The sequence below is a fragment of the Pelobium manganitolerans genome (assembly GCF_003609575.1).
GTDB lineage: Bacteria > Bacteroidota > Bacteroidia > Sphingobacteriales > Sphingobacteriaceae > Pseudopedobacter > Pseudopedobacter manganitolerans.
In genome coordinates this window covers 24,341-40,936 of the sequence record NZ_MBTA01000027.1, presented here as the reverse complement: position 1 = coordinate 40,936, position 16,596 = coordinate 24,341, and the positions used below count along the sequence as shown (strand labels likewise).

Genomic DNA, 16,596 nt, shown 5'->3' with positions numbered 1-16,596 from the left:
AAAATTATAAATCATGGCAAATCAATTGGCAAACGCCTCATCACCCTATTTATTACAGCACGCAAACAACCCGGTTAACTGGTATCCTTGGGGTGCCGAGGCTTTACAAAAAGCGAAAGCAGAAAATAAGCTGATTTTGGTAAGCATAGGCTACTCGGCCTGCCATTGGTGCCACGTGATGGAACACGAAAGTTTTGAAGATGATGAAGTGGCCGCCTTGATGAACCGTTTCTTTGTGTGCATTAAGGTGGACCGCGAAGAGCGTCCTGATATTGACCAGATATACATGACCGCCGTACAATTGATGACCGGCAGGGGAGGTTGGCCCCTAAACTGCTTTTGCTTGCCCGATCAGAGGCCTATTTATGGTGGTACTTATTTCCCGAAGCAAGATTGGATGAACATTTTAGGAAATTTGGCTCATTTTTATGAAACGAAGCCAGATGATGCCGAAGAATATGCCGTGCGTTTGACCGAAGGCATCCAACAATCAGAAAAGCTGGAATTTGGCAATCACCAGCAAGAATATACGATGGCTACCATCCAAGAGTTTTTGGAGCCTTGGAAGCGCACCTTTGATTTTACGGAGGGTGGTCCCAACCGCGCACCTAAATTTCCGATGCCCAACAATTGGGAGTTTTTGATGCAAGTGGCGCAGCTTACGCAGGATAACAATTTGGCAAATTTTGTAAAGCTTACGCTAGATAAAATGGCGTCCGGCGGTTTGTACGACCATCTGCGTGGCGGTTTTGCACGTTATTCGGTTGATGCGAAATGGCATATCCCGCATTTTGAAAAAATGCTTTACGATAATGGGCAGCTATTGTCGCTTTACGCGAATGCCTACAAATGGACAGGCAACCAGAGTTATAAAAAAGTAGTTTACGATACCGTAAACTGGCTAAAAAATGAAATGACCTCAGCAGAAGGCGGTTTTTTTTCTGCTTTGGATGCCGATAGCGAGGGGGTAGAAGGAAAATTTTACACCTGGACAAAAGCCGAGATTGACGAAATTTTGGGTGGCGACGCCCCACTTTTTAACAGCTATTACGAAATAAGCGAAAAAGGCAACTGGGCAGAAGAACATACCAACCACCTGTGGCGCCGCAAACCCGCAAGTGCCATTGCAACGCATTTTGGAGTAACAGAAGAAGCGGTGGAAGAGCGGATAACCCTTGCCAAACAGAAATTGTTAGCAGTGCAAAACCAGCGCGTACGCCCCGGTTTGGATGATAAAATCCTCTGCTCTTGGAATGCTTTAACCATCTCGGGCCTATGCCATGCTTATCAGGCTTTTGCCGATGAAGCATTTTTAAACTTGGCCATGCGAAACCTCCAGTTTATCGACCAAAACCTAAATAAAGAAAATGGGGGCTTGTATCGTAATTTTAAAGATGGAAACACCAGCATTAATGCTTTTTTAGATGATTATGCATGTTTGATACAGGCCTTAATTGATGTTTACGAATGCACCTTTGATGAGCAACATCTGCAAAAAGCTAAAGCACTAACAAATTTTGTGTGGGTGCATTTTAAAGATGCCAACTCGCCTATGTTCTTTTATACCTCTGATGAGGACGAAGCCTTAATTGCCCGTAAATATGAACTGTTAGACAATGTTATCCCTGCATCGAACTCTATTATGGCTAACAACTTAAAAAAGCTAGGCTTGCTTTTGCAGAATGACGAATATCTGCAACAGGCAGCAGACATGTTAAAAAGTATTGTGCCCAGCATTAAAACCTATGCCTCCGGCTACTCAAATTGGGCATCGTTGTTGTTGCAAGAAGTGAAAGGCGTTTTTGAGATCGCCGTTACCGGTGATGATTTTGAAGAAAAACGCCGCGAATTAGAAAAAAAATACATTCCCAATAAGATAATTTTGGGGGGCAAGCAAGGAAATTTACCTTTGCTGCACGATAAGTTTATTGGCGAAACCAGAATTTTTGTTTGTAAAGATAAAACCTGCCAGCTGCCGGTGAGCGAAGTTAGTGAAGCATTAAAACAGATTTTTTAACAGGAAACCCCAGGTTTCGCAAAAACCAATAGATGAAAATTGATAATAACAAAGTGGTATCGTTAACCTACGATTTACACATTCCCGAAAATGGTGAGAAAAAACATGTAGAAAGTGCAAATTCTGATAATCCTTTAGTATTTCTTTACGGTGTAGGCATGATGTTGCCAAAGTTTGAAGAGCACTTGAAAGGCTTATCTGTTGGCGACAATTATGCTTTTACGCTTTCGCCAGAAGAAGGATACGGCGAGTACGACGAAAAGGCGGTTGCACCGCTTCCAAAAAGTATGTTTGGCGACCAGCCTTTGCCAGAAATTGGTGCTATTTTGCCTTTGCAGGATAATAACGGCGGCCAGTTCCAAGGCCGTGTAGTTTCTATCGCAGAAGATGCAGTTTTAGTGGATTTAAACCACCCGATGGCGGGTCATGAGTTGCATTTTAACGGTACCATCCAAGATGTGCGCGAAGCAACCAAAGAAGAGTTGGACCATGGCCACGTACATGGCGAAGGCGGGCACCACCATTAATAATCTAATTAGATTTAAAAAAAGCATCCGTAAGGATGCTTTTTTTGTTAAGACGATTATTTTTAAGTTTTCAAAATGAAAACTAATCTTCGTTTTTGAAAAGTGAATGTCATTAACCGTAAAACTATTATTTATTATTGCGAAAAGCATCCTTTGGCCAAACGAGCACTTCTAGTTTGGTATAATGAGATGGTGAAATATAAGTTTTCTAGTTCCAATGACTTAAAGAAGGTATACGGAAACGCCAGTATAGTGAATAATAAACGTATAGTATTTAACATTAAAGAAAATGATTATCGATTAGTGGTTTCTGTAAATTTCAGAAGAAATGCTTGTTACACAATTTGGTTTGGTACGCATAAACAGTATGATCAAATTGATGTAGAAAATGTAAGCTACAATCTTAAATTATAGTTATCAATTGGAAAGTAATTACAACTGAGGCTGTTTATAAAAAAGCGCTGGCTCGAGCTATGGAGATTTTTCATGCAGAAGAAGGAACGCCAGAGGATGATGAGTTAGGAGTTCTCTTGTTACTTTTAAAAGACTATGAAGATAAGCATATTTTAATGCCCCAAATAGAAGTTTTAGAGGTGATAAAAGACAAGATGCAAGAGCAAGGCATAAAAAACAAAGATTTAGAGGGTATCATTGGTAGCAAAAGCCATGTTTCCTCCATTCTTTCTGGCAGAAGAGATATCACCCTTAAGATGGCACAAAAGCTTCGCGATTTTTTTAATTTACCTGCTGAGTTGTTTTTGCGTGCAAATTGAATTTACAATCTGGTATCCCACTTTTGTCAAAAAACACGATTTATCCACAAAATTTTGCAAAGCAGAAAAATCTCTACTAAATTGGTAGAGTTAATTTTTAAAAAAATAAAACTATGTTAAGACTAGGAGACATTGCGCCGAATTTTCAGGTGAAAACATCGGCAGGCGAACTCGATTTTTATGAATATTTAGGCGACAGCTGGGGTGTATTATTTTCGCATCCGGCAGATTATACCCCGGTTTGTACTACTGAGTTAGGGAGAACAGCACAGCTAAAATCAGAATTTGACAAAAGAAACGTTAAGGTTATCGCTTTAAGTGTAGATTCTGTTGAATCTCACCAAGGTTGGATTAAAGACATTAACGAAACGCAAGACTGCGAGGTTAATTTTCCGATTATTGCCGACGAGAACAAAGAAATTGCAGAAGCCTACGGTATGATGCATCCAAACGCGTCAAGCTCGGTAACTGTTAGATCTTTGTTTGTGATTGCACCAGATAAAACGGTAAAATTAATCATTACGTACCCTGCATCAACCGGAAGAAACTTCCAAGAGGTGTTGCGCGTAATTGATTCATTACAATTGACGGCTTACCACAGTGTAGCTACTCCGGCAGATTGGAAAGACGGCGAAGATGTAGTGGTTTCTCCGGCCATAAAAACAGAGGACATCCCTAGCAAGTTCCCTAAAGGTTACAAAGAAATTAAACCTTACTTGAGAACTACGCCACAGCCAAACAAATAACTTTTAATATTAGTTAATATCAAAATTATTTTATATTTGGGTTTAGTTTATAACTCTAAATATCAATATTTTATGAAAAACGGAAAAGTTAAGTGGTTTAACGCTCAAAAAGGGTTCGGATTTATCATCTACGAAGGCAAAGACATATTTGTCCACTTCAAAGATGTTGAGGGTGGTGCGAATGCCATTAAAGACAAAGACGAAGTGGAGTTTGAGATTGCGGAGGGTAAAAAAGGGCCACAAGCAGTAAACGTTAAGAAAATTTAATTATACCGTTTTTTGGCTTAAAAAGCTGGCTTGATTTCACAATCAAGCCAGCTTTTTTTATATTAAGCAGGGATTTTTGACAACACACGCTTTTCTACATAAAAAGTAGCGAAAGGGAAAAAGCTGGCTATACTAACCCAAAATATCTTTTTAAAGCTCCATTTGTATTTGGCCGCAAAAAGTACGGTGTAACCCACATAGGCGATGAAAAGCGCACCGTGTATAGGGCCAAAAATTTCGGAAACAATGGGGTTGTGGAAAACGTATTTCATTGGCACCGCAATAAATACCAACACCAATAAGGTTACACCTTCTAAAAAGCAAATTAATCTGAACTGGGCAATCTGAGAACTTAAGTTTTTCATGTTTCTGTATTATGTAAAATTGATCTTCTGCGCATGTATCACCACTTTCCGATTTTTATAATCGGTACTGAAGAATAAAAAATCTGCACCTCCGTCTTTTAATCCAAAACGCTTTTTCAAATCCTCTGGCTTCAAGTCAAAATTCCTACAAACAACGTTAATTTGTTTGGGAACTTGTGCCTTTTTAAAGTCATTAAACAAAATAGTTTGCAGTACTTTAAAACGTTTGCCCGGGAAATCAACCAAGTCTGATGAAGTGTAGAGGTGGCTGTGTTGCTGAAGCTTATTAATTTGTAACCTTTCGCCAAGCAGTTTAAAAGCACCGGCTTTCAAAATGGCGGCATCTGGCTCGTAAAGGTAATTCTGAACTTCGCTGAATGCGCTTTCGGCGTTTTTTTCTTCATCCGGAAAAAAAGAGAACAAACCGGGCGATGTATTTCCCAACATTGCGCAAACCATCTTTATTGCTTCTTTTCTAGGTTCTGCCCGCAAAATAAACAAACTTTCCTTGCACTCGTTTTTTACGCTCACCACATGCACCTCAGCAACGTTTTGCAAATCGCTTAATGCCAAATTAATGTCTAACATCGGCGCAGCCTTAATCATCACCTGCTTCGCTTTGTGCAAGTAAAGCTCTTGGTTTTCGATTACGTTTGGCTCACAATCTTTCAGCATAAAAACGCGACCGCTTCCGGCTCTTCTGCTGGGGTCCACATACAAGGCGTCTGCACGCTGCATACGCTGCAAAAAAACAGCACCATCCCCTTCATAAGTTTGGATATTAGTTGCACCTAAAACCTTAAAGTTATGAGAAGCAACCGTGGAAAGCTCGGCATTTAGCTCGCAATGCGTCACCCTTTCAAATCGTTTCGAAAAATAATAATCATCCACACCAAAACCACCTGTTAAATCTACAAGTGTTTTGCCGCTTAGTAAAGATGCTTTGTAATGCGCCGTCAGTTCGGACGAGCACTGCTCCATATTTAGTTTAGGCGGATAAACAACGCCCTTTGCAGCAAACCAAGTCGGTAGTTTTTTTTCCGCATCTTTTTTACCCGAAATTTGGGTAGCCAAAGCCTGTATTGCGATATCCGGAAAAGGAGAGCCCTTTAAAACCAAGCGCTGCAGATCCGTTTTTAGATTTTTCGCAACATAATCCTGCACTTCCTTTTGCGCTAGCTTTTGGATGCTTTTATTCATGCTTTTACCACAAAATGCGAGGTAATGCGGTTACGTTCTTCTAAATAAACCTCGCCTTTAACAAATTCCTTAAATGTTTCTGCGTTGCCATGTCTTATCGTGATGAGTTTTAGCTCATCGTTATAGCGCAAATCAAAATCGGGAACTTGCTGCTTAAAGCTCTCGAACTTGGGTTCGTCACTATCAAAACTGGCCGAAAATGTTAATGCAGAAACTTGTAAGGTGTTTACTTTGATACGCGCATCGGCGAAAGCCTTAAAAATGCCAGCAATCTGGCTTTCGCTAATAAAAGCGGCCTGTTTGCTGTGAAGCGTAATTAAGGTTTGTTTTTCTTTTACGATGATGATGGGCGTATCTACGCTTTTGGCGCTGGCTTTGATGACCGTTCCAGCTTCTGCCGGGTTTAAAAACGGTTTCACAAATAAAGGGATACTTTTGTTTTGCAAAGGCTTAATGGTTTTGGGATGGATGACGGTTGCGCCGTAATAAGTCATCTCGATGGCTTCCGCATAGGAAAGTTCTTCAAATTTTATACAATTTTCAAAGCGCTTTGGGTCGGCGTTTAATACGCCCGGGACATCTTTCCATACCGTAACACTCTCGGCATTTAAGCAGGCTGCAAAAATGGCCGCGCTATAATCGGAACCTTCGCGCCCCAGCGTAGTGGTGAAATTTTCTGAAGTGTTGCCGATAAAACCAGGCACTACGGCAATATGCTGTTCAAGAATTTGTGGAATATCTTTTTGTATCAGTTGCGCTGTTTTTTCCCAATTTACATGCGCCTCGCGGTAGCTATTATCTGTTTGAACATAAGCGCGCGCATCTAACCATCTGCTTTTTACGCCGCGCTCTGCCAAATAATGCGCAATAATTTTACTGGATACCAGCTCGCCAACAGATACAATTTGATCGTAAATAAAATCGAACGGATCTGCCGGTTCGTCTTCAATAATCCAGTCTATCTCTACAAATGTGTTGTTTATTTCGTCAAAAACCGGGTGGCCTTCGGCAAAAAGCTGGTGCAACACTTTAAAATGGTAAGCTTTTATTTCTTCAAATATTTGGTGGGCGTCATCCTGCTGGTTAAAATAAGCTTGAGCCAATTTTTCGAGGGCGTTGGTGGTTTTGCCCATCGCCGAGACTACAACTAACAGTTTTCCGGTGTGGGTAGCGCTAACAATTTGCGCCAAATTTTTGATGCCCGTAGCGTCTTTTACAGATGCGCCACCAAATTTAAATACCTGCATTTATGGTGTAATATATTTTGAAATAATGCTGTTGGGTTTAACCAGACCCTTGATTTTCTGATATGGAATAAATAAGTCCGTCATCCCCTCGGCATAAGATTTAATTTCGTAAACGTTGTAAGTAAACAATAACCCTTTTTGTGTAACAGCGAAATTATCGTTAAGGTAAAACACCTTGTTTTCAAAAAAGTAATTCTCTAAAGAGTCGGTTTGGCTAAGGCCTTCGTTTTTACGGAAAATGCTTTCGGCAACTCTGGTAAGTGGCTTTTTATAATCTTTTATTAGGATGTCTTCTAGCTTAATATCCTTTTCATTTTTTAAATCGAAATTGCTATACAACAAACTGGGCATACCATGGGCGCCACCGGTATAAACGTAAGATTCTGACGCAAAAACAATCAGGTTTGTATCCTGAAATTTTACGGTTATGCTTTGTTCCCAAGCATAACCTGCCGGACTTTCGGGTACTTCTTTTTTAAATGTTTCAAAATCTTTAAAGAATGATTCTGACGCTTTCATTAAGCTGTGCTGGTTTTTTCCTGTCCAAGGTTCGGCGCTAAGAAGGCTTGTAATTTTGCGGTTTAAAAAATCTTGATCTGCACCAAATTTTGGGTACGATGCCTTTACGTAAGCATATTTAGAGCTGTCTGCGGGATTTTTACTTCTTGCAGTCTCCCGATAAAAATCCTTAATTTGATAAGGTAAAGTATCGGTGCTAGAAAAGGCAGTTAGCGTATTTTCATTTATTTGGGATGAGCTGTCCGTGTTTTGTTGGCCGGTTTTATTATTGTTGCAAGCCAAAAAAGCTAAGGCTAGGGCAGGGATGATGATGTTTTTCATATTCAACTATTTGCTTGGCTCATAGCGCCGAAATTTATGCCAAAAAGGCTGTTAAACATATTTTGCCAGCTGTTCGGCACTTAAAGAAGCATTAAGCCAACCGCCATCAAAACTTGCATTGTATTTATTGTAAAAATTAATGCCGGGCTGGTTCCAATCTAAAACCTGCCAAACCACACCTTGGTAATTATCGGCTTTAGCCTGTTTTAACACGCGCTCGAAAAGTTTTTTTCCTAAGCCTTTGCCTCGCATATTTTCGGTCACTATAAAATCTTCTAAATACAGACGCGCGCCCTTCCAGGTGGAGTAACGGACGTAATAAAGCGCAAAGCCTACAATTTCATCGTTTAGCGTTGCAACAAAAGCTTTCCAAATAGGATTTTCGCCAAAACCTGTTTCTTTAAAATGTTGCAGTGTTACGGTCACTTCCTGCGGTGCTTTTTCGTAGTTTGCTAGCTCGCGCACCAGCTCTAACATGCGTTCGCAATCTTCTTCGCGGGCAAATCTGATTTCTTCGTGCATTAATTTTCGGTGTTTTTGTAGTGTTTAATTACCCGCTGACCAAAAATATCACTGCCTATGCGCACCATGGTAGAACCCTGTTCTATCGCTATTTTATAATCGGCAGACATGCCCATAGAAATTTCTTTAAAGCTGTCTTGGTTGCGGAAATAGCTGGCTTTTATGCCCTTAAATAAAGTGTGCAGTTCGTAAAACTCTTCTTTAATCTGCTTAGGATTTTCGGTATTGGTGGCAATGCCCATTAGGCCCACAATGCGGATGTTACTCAGCTTTTGGTATTCTTCAGATTCTAAAAGCTCAATGGCCTCGTCAAAACCCAAACCAAATTTAGTGTGCTCATCAGCAATGTAAATCTGCAATAAACAGTCAATCACCCGGTTATGCTTCTTGGCTTGCTTATCAATCTCTACCAACAGTTTTAAGCTATCTACACCATGGATAAGACTTACAAAGGGCGCAATGTATTTTACTTTATTACTTTGTAGGTGGCCCACCAAATGCCACTCAATATCCTTAGGTAAAGCCTCTTGTTTTTCGAGCATTTCTTGTACTTGGTTTTCGCCAAAAATGCGCTGTCCGGCCTGGTAAGCCTCCATAATATCTTCGTTGGACTTGGTTTTTGAAACCGCTACCAATTTTACACCTATGCTGTTTAACTCTTTGGTATATGCTTTTATGTTATCGGCAATGCTCATTTATGATTATTTTTATAGGGATTTTGCCAAAAATACAAATGCTTACGTTATAACACGAAAGATAAGTTAAGGTTTGTAAATTTGCCGCTTAAATAAGGGGACTGTGATTTTTGGTGATTGCGGATATATTTTATTGATGAAAAAAACCGGATTATTTTTATTGCTAAGCTTAGCTTTTGCCTGCCAGCAAAATAAAGCGCCTAAAGGCATTATCGAAAAAGATAAAATGCAAAACCTGATGCTGGATATGCAATTGACAGATGCGTATTTAAACCAGGTTTATAACCAAGATACCATGAAAATGCAGGCGCACAGCAGGTATTTGTACGTGTTTAAAAAACACAAAACAGATTCGGCCAAATATGTGCGCAGTTTAGAATATTACAGCAAAGACCCAAAGGTTTTAAGCGCCATGTACACCGCTATTTCGGATAGTTTAACCCGCTTGCAAACCAAATTGCAAACACCGCCGAAAGCGAAAAAGAAGAAAGCGCCTAAAAAATTAAAGAAAGCAACGAATGATTTATCCACAAAATAGCTCGCATAAATTGGGTTTCGATGATATCCGGAACGCCATTAAAGATTTATGTATGAGTGAGATGGGACGTGGGATGGTGGATAAAATCCAGCCGATGACCAACTTTGAACAAATTGACAAGTTTTTAAGGCAAAGCAATGAGTTTAAAAATATCATCCAAAATGACCAGCCTTTGCCCATCCAAAGCTTTTATGACATTAAAAAACTGGCCGACAAAGCAAAGTTGGAAGGTGCTTTCTTAAACGAGGAAGAGCTTTTTCAGATTTATTTAACCCTGCAAACCGCTTTTGCCGTTATCAAATATTTTGAGGACCGCAACGGCATATATCCAAATTTAGAAGCGCTATTTGAACATTTGCCGATAGAAAAAAGCATTGTGAGGCATATAGAAGCGGTTTTGGACGCAAAGGGCAAAATGAAACCCAACGCATCGCGCTTGTTAGCCGAACTTACCGGCGCCATTGCAAAGGCAGAACAAGAAGTTTTGCGCAAAATAGATCAGATTTATAAACATGCGCAGGGCAATAACTGGGTGGCTGATGGTAGCTTAACCGTACGAGACGGACGCGTTTGTATCCCGATTTTAGCAGAAAACAAACGTAAAATAAAGGGTTTTGTGCATGATGAATCGGCATCCGGACAAACCGTTTACCTGGAGCCCGAAGAAGTTTTTAACCTAAATAATAAGATCCGCGATTTAGAATTTGAGCGCAGGCGAGAGGTAATCCGCATATTAACCGAGCTTACCAACCAACTGCGGCCTTATGTGCCAATTTTATACTCTTACCACAGCTTTTTGACTAAAGTAGATTTTGTGCGGGCGAAATCGCTTTTTGCAATTGATTTGGGTGCAACCATGCCCAAGCTGTTGAAAGATACGCAAATTAAACTGCGCAACGCCAAACATCCGCTGTTGTTGATGGCTAGCCGTGAAAACGGTAAAGCCGTGGTGCCTTTAAACATCCGTTTAGATGCGGGCGTTCGCATTGTACTGGTTTCGGGTCCCAATGCCGGTGGTAAGTCGGTAGCGATGAAAACTGTGGGGCTTCTGCAAATGATGATTCAGGCGGGTTTATTGATTCCGGCCGACGAAGAATCGGAAGTGGGGATTTTTAAACAGATTTTTGCCGACATCGGCGACGACCAGTCCATAGAAAGTGATTTAAGTACTTACAGCGCCCACTTATCTAAAATGAAGTATTTTACCGAACATGCCAACGGTAGAACCTTAATCTTAATTGATGAGTTTGGTACCGGTACCGATCCGCTGTTTGGCGGACCAATTGTCGAAGCTGTTTTGGAACAGCTTAACCACAAAAAAGCTTTCGGGATTATTACTACGCACTACTCTAACCTAAAGGTTTTTGCTAACAATACCGAAGGACTAGAAAACGCGTCGATGATATTTGATAACGTGCATTTACAACCGCTGTACATGTTAGAAATGGGTAAGCCCGGCAGTTCATACGCGTTTGAAATTGCACAAAAAATTGGGCTTGCAAAGCATTTGATAGATTTGGCGAGAACCAAAATTAGCGCACAGCAACAAAAGGTAGATTCGTTATTGGTGGATTTGGAGCGTGATAAAAAAGATGTTTTAGAAAATAAGATTGCCCTAGAAAAACAGAAAAGAAAATACGAGCAATTACTGGCCGAAAACCAGAAACAAAAGGCTTATTACGAAGAAAACAAGCGCAACTTACTTCGAGAAGCTAAAAGCGAAGCACAACAAATCATAAAAAGCGCTAACAAATTGGTAGAGAATACCATCGCCGAAATTAAAAATTCCAAAGCCGATAAAAGCAAAACGCAGGAGTTACGCGCAGGTTTAGATAAAGCTTTTAAAGCAAATGAAAATAAGCCAGTTAAGCCAAATAAGCCAGTTGAAAAAGCGGAGAGTATTGAGGTTGGCGATTGGGTAAAACTAGCCGATTCTGAAAATTTTGTGCAGGTTTTAGAAGTGGCTAAAGACAATTTAATTGTGGCTTTTGGCGAGTTGCGCTCGGTGGTGAAGCGCAACAAGGTAAGCAAGGTTTCTAACAAACAGGTGCCTAAAGCGGTAAAGCATTTTGGAACTTCAAGCTATACCGAGTCGGCCGCTAATTTTTCTGCCGAGATTGATGTGCGCGGAAAAAGAGGAGAGGAGGCTGTGGCCGAGATAGAACGTTACTTAGACCGAGCCGTGATGTTCGGTTTTCCATCTTTCAAAATCATCCACGGAAAAGGCGACGGCATTTTGCGCAAGCTCATCAGAAATTACCTAAAAAACTATCCACAAGTTGTTAAAATGGAGGATGAACACGTGGACCGTGGCGGCGATGGGATCACTTATGTTTATCTGAGCTAAGTTCTTCGGCGGCTTTAAAAACTTCGTCCGCGTATTTGCGATGGTGTTTGGCTTCTGCTGCATCAATAGAGTGCGTGGTACCAAAATCAGCCTGGGCGGCCTCCAATTGTGCCAGTTTTTTGTAGAAACGGTTCAGCTTGTCCAGCTCTTCTTCGCTCAAATCTTCAATGCAAACCATGCGGTTGCTTGCGCTTTTTTGGCCGCCAAAAGCTCGTTCAGCTTTAACTGTATGGCTTTGCTGTCTTTGTTCTGCGATTTTTGGATAAGAAAAACCATCAAGAAAGTAACAATGGTGGTTCCTGTATTAATTACCAATTGCCAAGTTTCGGAATAATCGAAAAACGGTCCGCTTATGGCCCAAGCCAAAACAATAATTGCTGCGCAGCTAAAAGCGGTAGAAGTGCCGGTAAATTGGGTCATGGCGTTGGCAAATCTTTCAAAAAAATGTTTTTTGGTTTTCATGGTTCTCGCTGGTTAAATGCTTGCTGGGGAAATACATTTTTTATGCCGAACTGCATCGGCGAAAGCCAAAAAAAACCGGAGCAAAAGCAATTGGACAAGCGGTTTTACAGAAAATGATTTGAATTAATAGATTTAGAAATGTACATTCCAGCAAATCAAAGCCTTTCTTTCAATAAAAAAGATTAATTTAACCTAAATCGGCTAATAAAGAGTAGTTTACAAGTACCGGAAGTACTATCGGTAACGATTTAGTAATGGTGCTTACTGCACTTGTTTTCATTTGATTACCTTGTAAATCATTACTGCAAATTTATAAAAAATAAAGGTAAAGCCGTGAAACTTTACCTTTATTTTTCGTCTTGTTCGTCCATCCTTTTAATGAGCGCATCCCGAAGACTATCGAGGAACTTTGTGCGGTTCATCTTTCTGGCTTTCAATTCCAGATAGGAATGATAGAAATCCCCTAAGTCAATATTAAACATATTTTCAAAGGTTTTGGCTATGATTTTAATGTCTGCATTACCGTTGTCAATCGAACCTTGCGAATGCAGCGAATATATCAACTCGATGAGTGAGGTCTTGCTGCCCGTCCAGTTTAAAGGCGGGTTTTCCCAAATTCTTTTCTGACTGTTGTTATTCAACTGGTCTTCGAGATAAACCTGTATCAAATCATTGGCAATAATCTTGGCTACTTTGTAATCGTGTGAGGTTGTAAAATTGTGGTCTGCCTCAAAATAATAGGTGTCTAAACTTAGCTTAATATCGTGTTTGCCACGTACAAAGTATTTGTTATCAAGATGGGTGCTGTTGGTTCTGTAATACTTGTAAAATTCCAGATTGGCATCGAAGTACCGCTTGATTTTGGAAAGCTCAATATTGAGGTATTTCCTGATAATTTTATCCCCTCCACGTGGTCTTTTTGTTTCAATTTTATAAATCGAATTGAAGAAGATAAGTTTTGAAACTAACTGCGGCTTTAGCTGCTTGAAAAACAATATTTCTTCTTCCGCATCTTTAAATCCCTTTTCTTGAATGTGCTTCTTTACCTCTTCAATCTTCTGCAATACCAGCACAATAGCATTTTCATACGATACCAATGAATTATTCTGCTCGTAGGTCAATTCACTTATTCTATCGTCTAATTCGTTTATTATAGTATGGCAATAATCTGTCATTGAAAGCGGAATTTTAAGTATGATACCAATAAAAAGGATAAAATGAGGCAGTAATTGCAGGTATCCTACAATAAATTACCTCATTTCAATATGTTTGTTATAGTATGCTTATAGGAAAGCCATATCCGCTTTCACTTTTGAAACTGAATAGGGCTTGTGTATTAAACCATTAAAGGTTCTGCTTTAAAGCCTTTTTTCTTAACGATGGCAACTATTTCATCTTCTGTAATTCCCTCTGATTTTACGGTTAGAATTTTGTCATTGTTAGCTGTATCTACATTCCATTCGCAGATACCGTCCGCTCCGTCCAAATCAGCTTTTACTTTTGATACGCATCCACCACAATTAAGGTTGGTTTTGAATTGAAATTCTCTATTTTCCATTTTTTTGAAATTTATTTATAATGTTTTGTACTGTTGCAAAATTCAGCATAATTCCAAAGCCTGCTATTGTGATATTTCTTGTTTGATTTGTGACTTTTACTGATTTAGCCCGTATTATAAAAAGCAAAAAGGTCATAGCAACGCTACAACCTTTCCCAATCTTGTATTGAAATGCTTTAGTAGATGAGCGAAAGCCCTACACCAAAGCCCATATCACTATCATAGTGTGTTCTGATACCGATATGCCTTGTCAGGATATACCGCAGGTCTGCCATATATTCCAAATCGGTATTGACCATAAATCCGGCTCTTAGTCTTCGGGAGATAGGTATATCCTCACGCATTAACGATACACGAAAAATCCCATCGTGATATACTTCTGCCTGTACATTAACGAGCATTGGCAGGGTGTACATTACACCCAAGCTGACTGCTGCCCGGTTGTCCTTTTTATTGACCTGTCCGAACAGGTTTTGCTCGTGTTCGTCCATTCCCATTTTGCGGTATCGCCAATCGAAACCGATAAACGGCATCAGCCATTGCATTTTACCGATGTAACGTCCTAAATGGGTTTCTACTTCGTAGCCGTGCATATCGTTGTAGCCTAAACGCCATTCTGTACCCAAACTGTAACGGGCGTTCATCAGCATAGCTTCCCCGTCTATACCGTTGATGGCAAAGTCGCTCTGTGCCATTAAGTGTGGCATATTGCTTTCCCGCTGTAACATTTTATAGGCTTTTTCCTTGTTGGGCAATTCGGGATTTTTATAATCGTCCACTGCAAAAACCCTGTTCATTCCTGCCATCATATGGTACAGGATATGGCAATGGAAAAACCAATCGCCCTCGGTATTGGCAAGAAACTCGATGGTATCGGTTTCCATCGGCATAATGTCGATTATATTTTTCATCGGTGCATTTTCGCCGTGCTCATTCAGCACCCTGAAATCAAAACCGTGCAGGTGTATCGGGTGGCGCATCATTGAGTTGTTGTGAATGGTAATCCTCAAAATCTCGCCTTTCTTTACAGGTATTTTGTCGCTTTCTGCCAAGACCTTATTATCCATACTCCAAACGTAACGGTTCATATTTCCGGTAAGGGTAAATTTCAGTTCTTTTACCGGAGCATCTTTTGGCAATGTGGTATTGTGTGGCGATTTCAGCATTGCGTAATTGAGCGTTACTATATTGCTCAACGCATTGGCATTATAACGGTTGGGGTCTTCGTCCGTATTCATTTTATGGTTTTCCCCGTGATGCTCCATTGGCTGCCCATTGTCCTTAGCTTTCTTGCCCTTTTCTTCGCCTGTAATTTCAGGATACATTACTACGTTCATATCCATTTGGTTAAGGCTCATATTCATTCCCATATCGTCAAGGTCGCCGTTCATCTTCATCATATCATTCATCATCTTCATACCCTCAAAATATTTCAGGCGTGGCATTTCCCCAACATATTGTTTTGTACCGCTGCCAATAAAATAGCTTGTGGATTGGGTACGGTCTTCGGTAGTTGCCATAAATTCAAAGGCTTTACCGTCTTCGGGAATGGTAACGACTACATCGTAAGTTTCAGATACAGCGATAATCAGCCTGTCCACATCCACAGGTTGCACATCGTTGCCGTCGCTTGCCACTACGGACATTTTACCGCCTGCGTAGCGAAGCCAAAAGTAAGAGGATGCACCGCCATTAGAAATCCGCAAACGCACTTTGTCGCCTGCTTTTAACGGCTTGCCGTCAATGCTTTTCAGGTCTGTATGATGATTGCCGTTCATCAGCACACGTTCGTAATATACATCGCTCACGTCCATAGCCAACATACGTTTCCATTCGTTGGTCAGCTTGGTTTTGAATTTACCGCTTTGGATGGCTTCGGCATAGCTTTGTGTTGCGCCTTTTCTTATGGCAAACCAATCGCTTGCATTGTGCAGCATACGGTGTACATTGTTGGGATTGAGGTTCGTCCATTCGCTTAGCATTATGGGAATTTCCGGCAAATCGTCAATGCCTTTCCTGAATGTTTTGTCATCAGCCCTTTTGTGCATTATAAAGCTGCCGTACATACCAATCTGCTCCTGCAAGCCCGAATGTGAATGATACCAGTGCGTTCCGGTCTGAATAATCGGGAAACGGTAAGTATAGGTTGTGCCGGGTTCTATGGGCATTTGCGTTAAGAAAGGTACACCGTCTTCTTTATTGGGCAGGAATAGCCCGTGCCAATGCAGGGATGTACTTTCTTTCAACTGGTTATGGACAACAATTTCTGCCGTGTCGCCCTCTGTAAATTCAAGCGTGGGCATTGGGATTTGCCCGTTTACAGCGATTGCCCTTTTTTCTTTGCCTGCGTAGTTTACAACCGTATCTCTTACATACAGGTCGTAATGGACTACTTTTTGGGCAATGCTGACTTGTGATATAAAGAGTGCCAACAGGGTTAGCGGCAACAGCTTTTTGTGAAGAAATTTTTGATTATCCATTTTAAAAATAGC

Annotated in this window: 17 protein-coding genes and 1 pseudogene; 8 read left to right on the top strand and 10 right to left on the bottom strand. The window is 40.6% G+C overall.

Annotation, left to right across the window (positions count from 1 at the left end; all coding sequences use genetic code 11):
• The first annotated feature begins 13 nt into the window (after positions 1-13).
• The 6 genes from BCY91_RS13540 (at position 14) to BCY91_RS13515 (ending at position 4,330) form a co-directional block, all read left to right on the top strand.
• Positions 14-2,017: a thioredoxin domain-containing protein gene (locus tag BCY91_RS13540; protein WP_120182587.1), complete on the top strand. Its 2,004-nt coding sequence runs from the start codon at positions 14-16 to the stop codon at positions 2,015-2,017.
• 32 nt (positions 2,018-2,049) lie between these two features.
• Complete coding sequence (locus BCY91_RS13535) at positions 2,050-2,544, top strand: FKBP-type peptidyl-prolyl cis-trans isomerase (protein WP_120182586.1); 495 nt, start codon at positions 2,050-2,052, stop codon at positions 2,542-2,544.
• A gap of 102 nt (positions 2,545-2,646) precedes the next feature.
• Positions 2,647-2,958: a type II toxin-antitoxin system HigB family toxin gene (locus BCY91_RS13530; RefSeq protein WP_120182585.1), complete on the top strand. Its 312-nt coding sequence runs from the start codon at positions 2,647-2,649 to the stop codon at positions 2,956-2,958.
• Positions 2,959-3,017: 59 nt separating this feature from the next.
• Positions 3,018-3,317, top strand: coding sequence for a helix-turn-helix domain-containing protein (locus BCY91_RS13525; protein WP_120182584.1), 300 nt, complete (start codon positions 3,018-3,020; stop codon positions 3,315-3,317).
• 113 nt (positions 3,318-3,430) lie between these two features.
• Entirely contained in the window at positions 3,431-4,063 is a 633-nt protein-coding gene (locus tag BCY91_RS13520; RefSeq protein WP_120182583.1) for a peroxiredoxin, read from the top strand.
• Between the two features lie 72 nt (positions 4,064-4,135).
• The gene (locus tag BCY91_RS13515) at positions 4,136-4,330 is read left to right on the top strand and encodes a cold-shock protein (protein WP_120182582.1); all 195 of its coding nucleotides are present in this window, start codon (positions 4,136-4,138) and stop codon (positions 4,328-4,330) included.
• Between the two features lie 62 nt (positions 4,331-4,392).
• On the opposite strand, the gene BCY91_RS13510 is transcribed toward BCY91_RS13515, so the two are convergent.
• From BCY91_RS13510 to BCY91_RS13485, 6 genes are read right to left on the bottom strand one after another with little or no spacing between them, the layout of a single operon-like run.
• Positions 4,393-4,695: a DUF3817 domain-containing protein gene (locus tag BCY91_RS13510; RefSeq protein WP_120182581.1), complete on the bottom strand. Its 303-nt coding sequence runs from the start codon at positions 4,693-4,695 to the stop codon at positions 4,393-4,395.
• A gap of 9 nt (positions 4,696-4,704) precedes the next feature.
• Complete coding sequence (locus BCY91_RS13505) at positions 4,705-5,895, bottom strand: THUMP-like domain-containing protein (RefSeq protein ID WP_120182580.1); 1,191 nt, start codon at positions 5,893-5,895, stop codon at positions 4,705-4,707.
• Positions 5,892-7,142 (bottom strand): aspartate kinase, encoded by a 1,251-nt coding sequence (locus tag BCY91_RS13500; protein ID WP_120182579.1) that lies wholly within the window; start codon positions 7,140-7,142, stop codon positions 5,892-5,894. Before BCY91_RS13500 ends, BCY91_RS13505 begins: the two co-directional genes overlap by 4 nt.
• A complete protein-coding gene (locus BCY91_RS13495; RefSeq protein WP_120182578.1) occupies positions 7,143-7,982 on the bottom strand; it encodes a DUF3298 and DUF4163 domain-containing protein in 840 nt (279 codons plus the stop codon).
• A 51-nt stretch (positions 7,983-8,033) separates the two neighbouring features.
• The gene (locus BCY91_RS13490; protein ID WP_120182577.1) at positions 8,034-8,504 is read right to left on the bottom strand and encodes a GNAT family N-acetyltransferase; all 471 of its coding nucleotides are present in this window, start codon (positions 8,502-8,504) and stop codon (positions 8,034-8,036) included.
• Positions 8,504-9,199, bottom strand: a complete 696-nt coding sequence (locus BCY91_RS13485) for a YggS family pyridoxal phosphate-dependent enzyme (RefSeq protein ID WP_120182576.1) — start codon at positions 9,197-9,199, stop codon at positions 8,504-8,506. Before BCY91_RS13485 ends, BCY91_RS13490 begins: the two co-directional genes overlap by 1 nt.
• A 136-nt stretch (positions 9,200-9,335) precedes the next feature.
• Here BCY91_RS13485 and BCY91_RS13480 point away from each other — a divergent pair, with 136 nt between their 5' ends.
• Together BCY91_RS13480 and BCY91_RS13475 are read left to right on the top strand one after the other, a co-directional pair.
• Positions 9,336-9,737: a DUF4296 domain-containing protein gene (locus BCY91_RS13480; RefSeq protein ID WP_120182575.1), complete on the top strand. Its 402-nt coding sequence runs from the start codon at positions 9,336-9,338 to the stop codon at positions 9,735-9,737.
• Positions 9,718-12,084 (top strand): endonuclease MutS2, encoded by a 2,367-nt coding sequence (locus tag BCY91_RS13475; RefSeq protein WP_120182574.1) that lies wholly within the window; start codon positions 9,718-9,720, stop codon positions 12,082-12,084. Before BCY91_RS13480 ends, BCY91_RS13475 begins: the two co-directional genes overlap by 20 nt.
• Here BCY91_RS13475 and BCY91_RS13470 read toward each other — a convergent pair.
• The 4 genes and pseudogenes from BCY91_RS13470 to BCY91_RS13455 all read right to left on the bottom strand — a co-directional run bounded on the left by BCY91_RS13470 (position 12,062) and on the right by BCY91_RS13455 (position 16,584).
• A pseudogene (locus BCY91_RS13470) lies at positions 12,062-12,504 on the bottom strand (low affinity iron permease family protein). The gene BCY91_RS13475 and the pseudogene BCY91_RS13470 sit on opposite strands and share 23 nt — an antisense overlap.
• 389 nt (positions 12,505-12,893) lie before the next feature.
• Positions 12,894-13,721, bottom strand: a complete 828-nt coding sequence (locus BCY91_RS13465; RefSeq protein WP_120182573.1) for an RteC domain-containing protein — start codon at positions 13,719-13,721, stop codon at positions 12,894-12,896.
• A 161-nt stretch (positions 13,722-13,882) separates the two neighbouring features.
• Complete coding sequence (locus tag BCY91_RS13460) at positions 13,883-14,104, bottom strand: heavy-metal-associated domain-containing protein (protein ID WP_120182572.1); 222 nt, start codon at positions 14,102-14,104, stop codon at positions 13,883-13,885.
• A 176-nt stretch (positions 14,105-14,280) separates the two neighbouring features.
• A complete protein-coding gene (locus BCY91_RS13455) occupies positions 14,281-16,584 on the bottom strand; it encodes a multicopper oxidase family protein (protein WP_120182571.1) in 2,304 nt (767 codons plus the stop codon).
• Positions 16,585-16,596 lie beyond the last annotated feature (12 nt).

What these genes read in the sequence shown, in the direction of transcription:
- BCY91_RS13540 (WP_120182587.1), top strand. Translation starts at nt 14, where the DNA reads ATGGCAAATCAATTGGCAAACGCCTCATCACCCTATTTATTACAGCAC.
- BCY91_RS13535 (WP_120182586.1), top strand. Translation starts at nt 2,050, where the DNA reads ATGAAAATTGATAATAACAAAGTGGTATCGTTAACCTACGATTTACAC.
- BCY91_RS13525 (WP_120182584.1), top strand. Translation starts at nt 3,018, where the DNA reads ATGGAGATTTTTCATGCAGAAGAAGGAACGCCAGAGGATGATGAGTTA.
- BCY91_RS13520 (WP_120182583.1), top strand. Translation starts at nt 3,431, where the DNA reads ATGTTAAGACTAGGAGACATTGCGCCGAATTTTCAGGTGAAAACATCG.
- BCY91_RS13515 (WP_120182582.1), top strand. Translation starts at nt 4,136, where the DNA reads ATGAAAAACGGAAAAGTTAAGTGGTTTAACGCTCAAAAAGGGTTCGGA.
- BCY91_RS13510 (WP_120182581.1), bottom strand. Translation starts at nt 4,695, where the DNA reads ATGAAAAACTTAAGTTCTCAGATTGCCCAGTTCAGATTAATTTGCTTT.
- BCY91_RS13505 (WP_120182580.1), bottom strand. Translation starts at nt 5,895, where the DNA reads ATGAATAAAAGCATCCAAAAGCTAGCGCAAAAGGAAGTGCAGGATTAT.
- BCY91_RS13500 (WP_120182579.1), bottom strand. Translation starts at nt 7,142, where the DNA reads ATGCAGGTATTTAAATTTGGTGGCGCATCTGTAAAAGACGCTACGGGC.
- BCY91_RS13495 (WP_120182578.1), bottom strand. Translation starts at nt 7,982, where the DNA reads ATGAAAAACATCATCATCCCTGCCCTAGCCTTAGCTTTTTTGGCTTGC.
- BCY91_RS13490 (WP_120182577.1), bottom strand. Translation starts at nt 8,504, where the DNA reads ATGCACGAAGAAATCAGATTTGCCCGCGAAGAAGATTGCGAACGCATG.
- BCY91_RS13485 (WP_120182576.1), bottom strand. Translation starts at nt 9,199, where the DNA reads ATGAGCATTGCCGATAACATAAAAGCATATACCAAAGAGTTAAACAGC.
- BCY91_RS13480 (WP_120182575.1), top strand. Translation starts at nt 9,336, where the DNA reads ATGAAAAAAACCGGATTATTTTTATTGCTAAGCTTAGCTTTTGCCTGC.
- BCY91_RS13475 (WP_120182574.1), top strand. Translation starts at nt 9,718, where the DNA reads ATGATTTATCCACAAAATAGCTCGCATAAATTGGGTTTCGATGATATC.
- BCY91_RS13465 (WP_120182573.1), bottom strand. Translation starts at nt 13,721, where the DNA reads ATGACAGATTATTGCCATACTATAATAAACGAATTAGACGATAGAATA.
- BCY91_RS13460 (WP_120182572.1), bottom strand. Translation starts at nt 14,104, where the DNA reads ATGGAAAATAGAGAATTTCAATTCAAAACCAACCTTAATTGTGGTGGA.
- BCY91_RS13455 (WP_120182571.1), bottom strand. Translation starts at nt 16,584, where the DNA reads ATGGATAATCAAAAATTTCTTCACAAAAAGCTGTTGCCGCTAACCCTG.